Origin of the sequence: Geothrix sp. (genome assembly GCF_049292215.1) — a bacterium.
Classification (GTDB): Bacteria; Acidobacteriota; Holophagae; order Holophagales; family Holophagaceae; genus Geothrix.
The window spans coordinates 1-2,629 of record NZ_JBATQW010000003.1 but is presented as its reverse complement, the minus strand read 5'-3'; the positions used below and the strand labels follow the sequence as shown (position 1 = coordinate 2,629).

Annotated in this window: 3 protein-coding genes; 1 reads left to right on the top strand and 2 read right to left on the bottom strand. The window is 72.4% G+C overall.

Annotated features, from left to right (window positions below):
- Nucleotides 1-1,196 (top strand): DUF748 domain-containing protein (locus WAS25_RS00580; RefSeq protein ID WP_422309277.1); only part of this gene is annotated, 1,196 nt, incomplete at its 5' end.
- A gap of 6 nt (nt 1,197-1,202) precedes the next feature.
- On the opposite strand, the gene WAS25_RS00575 is transcribed toward WAS25_RS00580, so the two are convergent.
- Nucleotides 1,203-1,805, bottom strand: a complete 603-nt coding sequence (locus tag WAS25_RS00575; protein WP_422309275.1) for a lysophospholipid acyltransferase family protein — start codon at nt 1,803-1,805, stop codon at nt 1,203-1,205.
- 101 nt (nt 1,806-1,906) lie between these two features.
- Nucleotides 1,907-2,629 (bottom strand): FAD-dependent oxidoreductase (locus tag WAS25_RS00570; protein WP_422309273.1); only part of this gene is annotated, 723 nt, incomplete at its 5' end.

Genomic DNA, 2,629 nt, shown 5'->3' with positions numbered 1-2,629 from the left:
CTCCCGCCGCGGCCGTCCTGCCCGCCACGCCCGCCGCGGCGCCGGAGCTGGGCATCGCCAAACTGGCCATCACCGGCGGCCGCCTCAGCTTCATCGACCGCTCCGTGCAGCCCAACGCCGCCCTGGTGCTGAGCGATCTGGAGGGCTCGTACCTCGGCCTGTCCAGCCGCCCCGACGCCGCCTCCAAGGTGGACTTCCGGGGCAAGGCCGGCGGGCTCGCACCCATCACCATCACGGGCCACGCCATGCCCCTGCGCAACGACCTCGACACCGACGTGGCCCTGAAGATCCAGGGCGCCGACCTCACGGACTTCACGCCCTACACCGGCAAGTACCTGGGCTACACCGTGCAGAAGGGCAAGCTGAACGTGGACGCCCGCCTGCGCATCGACCACCGCAACCTCAAGGCCGAGAACGCCGTGAAGCTCGACCAGTTCTACCTTGGCGAGAAGGTGGCAAGTCCCGATGCCACGGGCCTGCCCGTGAAGCTTGGCCTGGCCATCCTCCGGGACCGCAAGGGCGTCATCGCCTTCGACCTGCCCATCGAGGGCAGCCTGGATGATCCCGACATCAAGTACGGCAAGCTCGTTTGGAAGGCCGTCTTCGGACTGCTGGGCAAGATCGCGACTTCGCCCTTCACGCTGATCGGCAAGGTCTTCGGCAGCGATGCGGGAGACCTCAGCAGCCTGGCCTTCGCGCCGGGCTCCAGCGCCCTGGAGGCCGGGGCCACGCCCAAGCTCCAGGCCCTGGCCAAGGCGCTGCAGGAGCGGCCCGAGCTGCGCCTCGACGCCGAGGGCGGCGTGGATGCCGACCAGGACGGTGCCGCCCTGCGCAAGGCCGCCCTGGAGGCCTTGCTGCGGCGAACCCGCGGGGCCGCGCTCAAGTCCGGTGACGAGCAGCCCGTTCCCACCGCCGAACGTGAGCGCTGTATCAGGGCCGCACACGATGCCGCCTTCCCGCCCCCGAAGGAGGCGAAGGACGCCAAGCCGACCCCACCTCCGCCGGCCGCCGAGATGGAGCAGCGCCTGCTGGGCACCCTCCAGGTGGACCCCGCGGACCTGGCCCAGCTGGCGGACGCCCGGGTGAAGCGCGTGCTCGCCTGGCTGCTGGACACCGCCAAGGCCGATCCCGCCCGGGTCTTCGAGGTGAATACCGGGCAGGCCAAGGGCGCCGTGGTGGCCTTCACGCTGAAGTAAGGGGCACTACCTGGTGGTGGGCCGCTCCCGCAGGCCATGCACCTGCTCGAACAGCGCCTGGATGAGCGGCAGGTCCTGGTCCAGGTCGCCGCTGGGATGGAACAGCGGCATCAGCCGGACCACGTGCTCCCGGTAGTCGAAGCCCACGGGCAGGATGGGGACCTGCGCCGCCACGGCGATGCGGTAGAAGCCGCTCTTCCACTGGCTCACGCCCTTGCGCGTGCCCTCGGGCGCCAGGGCGAGCATGAGCGTGGGCGCCGACTCGAAGGCGTGCACGCAGGCGCCGACCATGCCATGGCTGGCGCTGCGGTTCACGGGGATGCCCCCCAGCCAGCGCAGGAAGGAGGCGAAGGGGGCCCGGAACAGCGAGTGCTTGCCCAGCCACGAGGCCCGCAGCTCCACCGCGAAGGCCACCGCCACGCCCACGAGGAAATCCCAGTTCGATGTGTGCGGCGCCACGATGAGCACGTACTTGGGGTCGGCGGGGAAGGCCCCTTCGATCCGCCAGCCGGCCAGTTCCAGGTAGCTCCGTCCGAGGGCCCGCCAGACCCAGCCCCGGGGCTGATGGAAGGCGGGGGGGACCGGCTGGTATTGTTGGGCCTGCGACAAACCGGACCTCGCAAAGGGGATGGGATCGGAGCTGGGGGTGCCAGCAGGTTAACCATTCGGCGAGCCCACCGCGATGCGGTGTTTCTGCCCAGCGCGGCCGCTCAGGGGCGGCTGGAGGCTGCCCAGCCCTCCAGGCCTTCGGCGAGCTCGGCGAGGCCAGGGCCGAAGCGCGCCGCCCCCACCCAGTGCAGGCCCGGAGGCAGGGCCAGGAGCATCCGGGCCACCCGTCCGCTGTGGCCGGGTTCCAGCAGGGGAAAGGCGCCGGCACAGGCCTCCTCCCGCACCTGGACGGCCTCGGGCAGCTCCGGCAGCCAGCGGCGCAGCTCGCCGAGGACGCCGGGCCACGCATCCAGCTCAGGGGCCACCGGGTAGGCGCCGCCGAGGTAGGTGCGCACCTGGAGCAGGCCGGACACGCCCCGGGGATCATCCCCGGCGAAGGCCACGGCCCCCAGCATGCCGCGCCCCTCCGGAGGATGGATGAGCAGGCCGAAGCCCCGCTCCCAGCCGGGCACCGGGGCGTGGCGGCTGTGCCAGACGCGCAGGTCCAGGCGCGGAATTCCCTCCAGGAGGGTGGCTGCCTCCGGCGAGACCGGGGCCAGAAGCGCTGCGGCCTGCCGCGAGGGCAGGGCCACCACCACGGCATCCGCCTCGGCGGAACACCCCTCCCCCACCACCCGCCAGCGCCCCTCAGGCAGGGGCTCCAGGGCCAGGACACGGTTCGTCCGCACCTGGAGGCGGGCGCCGAGGGCTGTGGCGAGGGTGCCCGTGCCGCCCTCAGGCACGCGGGTGCGCTCGGGTCCCAGGCGCAGGGCACCGAGGAACAG